This window comes from Longimicrobium sp. (genome assembly GCF_036280135.1).
GTDB lineage: Bacteria > Gemmatimonadota > Gemmatimonadetes > Longimicrobiales > Longimicrobiaceae > Longimicrobium.
In genome coordinates, this window is record NZ_DASURI010000383.1 from 1 (window position 1) to 2469 (window position 2469).

General features: G+C 70.9%; 1 protein-coding gene. It reads left to right on the plus strand.

All coding sequences use genetic code 11. The features are described from left to right. Positions 1-673 precede the first annotated feature (673 nt). Positions 674-2469, plus strand: a 1796-nt coding sequence (treZ, locus tag VFZ20_RS11960; protein WP_329684112.1) for a malto-oligosyltrehalose trehalohydrolase, incomplete at its 3' end; no start/stop codon positions are given.

Genomic DNA, 2469 nt, shown 5'->3' on the forward strand with positions numbered 1-2469 from the left:
GTCGCCGCCGCGGAAGCCGTAGTCCTGCGGGCGCAGCTCGCCCTCGGCGCGAAAGGCGTTGTCGCCCATGCGGATGGATCTGGAATGGTGGGCCGCGCCCCAGCCCGGCCGAATGGGGGCGTGCCGATGGGCGGCCCCCCAGCCCCGGCGATTGAAATCGCGGCTGTGAACCCGCAATGTCGGCCTGCGCCGACAGCTCCTGCACCCGTCGGGTCATCTGCACCGTCGCTTGATTTCCTGAGTCATTCGGCACTGCGCGCACCCTGCGGGATGAAAGTCGCCGCCATCCAACCTCCCCCAGGGGTTATTGGGGGAGGTGCGAGCCTAGGCGAGCGGAGGGGGCGCTCGCACGGGGCACGCCTCCACGCACGAGCCTGGCCCTGACTTTCTATTCAGGGAGCGCCGCGCGTAGCCCGATCCGGCACCGGGTCCTGGCGCGACCGAAGGATCTTGTGTGCGATTCCCGGAGCCGGCATCGCGCACGAGGGTCGGCCCCGAGCTTCGCGGGCAAGATCCTTCGTCGCCGCCATGGTCTCCGTGCGGATCGCGACCGCGCGGCGGCTCCTCAGGATGACGCATGGAGGGGAGAAGGGGGGTTCCGTTCGGGATGCCTCTCGCCGCGGACGATTGAACAACCATGGGCAGGATGCCGGATACAGCAATGCGAGGGGAGATGACGGATCGCGAGTCGTGGCGCCTGACGCTGGGCGCCAACGTGGTGGAGGACGGGGTGGAGTTCCGCGTGTGGGCGCCCACCAGCGAGCGCGTGGACGTGATCGTCTACGGGCCGGATGCGGAAGCCGTGCACCCGCTGGGGGCGGAGGCGGACGGCTGGTTCCGCGGCGTGGTGCAGGGGATCGGCGTGGGGGCGCGCTACCGGTACCGGCTGGACGGCGGGGACGCGTTCCCCGATCCCGCGTCGCGCTCGCAGCCCGACGGGGTGCACGAGCCGTCCGCCGTCGTCGACCCGTCTGCGTTCGCCTGGACGGACGACGGGTGGCGCGGCGTGCCCCTGGAGGAGATGACGATCTACGAGGTGCACGTGGGCACGGCGTCGGAATCCGGCGACTTTGACGGGCTCATCGCGCGGCTGGACGAGATCGTGGCGCTGGGCGTGACGGCCATCGAGCCCATGCCCATCGCGGAGTTTCCCGGCGCGCGCAACTGGGGATACGACGGCGTATACCTGTACGCGCCCGACTCGGCGTACGGCGGGCCCGAGGCGTTCCGGCGCTTCGTGGACGCGGCGCACGCGCGGGGGCTGGCCGTGATCCTGGACGTGGTCTACAACCACCTGGGGCCCGAGGGCAACTACCTGCACGCCGTCACGGGCGGAAAGTACTTCACGGACCGCCACTGCACGCCCTGGGGCGACGCCATCGACTACGCCAACCCGGCCGTGCGCGAGTTCGCCGTCCAGAACGCCATCCACTGGGCCCGCGAGTACCACGTAGACGGGCTGCGGCTGGATGCCACGCACGCCATCCTGGACGATTCGCCGCGCCACGTGCTCACGGAGATGCGGGAACGCGTGCGGGCCGCGCTCCCGCCCGACCGTCACTTTGTCCTGATCGCGGAGGATGAGCGCAACGACGAGCGCGTGATCCTCTCGGAAGGGCACGGGCTGGACGCCGTGTGGGCCGATGACCTGCACCACCAGCTGCGGCGGCACCTGGCGGGCGACCACGAGGCGTACTTCGCCGATTACACGGGCTCGGTCGAGGACATCGTCCGCACGCTGCGGCAGGGCTGGTTCTACGAGGGGCAGGAATCGGCCAACCACGGCGCGCCGCGCGGAACGCCGGCCGGGGGGCTGCCGCCGGCGGCGTTCGTGCACGTCATCCAGAACCACGACCAGGTGGGCAATCGCGCCATGGGCGACCGCCTGACGGAGACGGTCACCCTTCCCGCCTACCGTGCCGCATCCGCCCTGCTGCTGATGTCGCCGTACACGCCGCTGCTGTGGATGGGGCAGGAGTGGGCCGCGTCCACGCCGTTCCAGTACTTCACGGACCACCCGGAGGAGCTGGGCAGGCTGGTGACGGAGGGGCGGCGCAAGGAGTTCGGCAAGTTCAGCGCGTTCGCCGATCCCGCGGTGCGCGAAAAGATCCCCGATCCGCAGGCGCCGGAGACGTTCACGCGGTCAAAGTTGAAGTGGGACGAGCGGGATCGCGCGCCGCACGCGGGGGTCCTGGCGCTGTACCGCGAGCTGCTGCGCCTGCGCCGCACGCATCCCGCGCTGCGCCGCCGCGATCGCGAGGGCTTTGCCGTTGCCGCGCTCGGCGCGCACGCGCTGTCGCTCAAGCGCACGGCGGGGGATGGGAGCGCGCTGCTCCTGGTCGTTTGCTTCGAGGGCTCGCTTTCCGTGGATCTCACGCGGAAAGAGGAGACGGCGGGCCGCTGGGAGCTGCTGCTTTCGACGGAGGAGGGGCGCTTTGGCGGGGAGACGGAGGGCTCCGTCGCGACGCT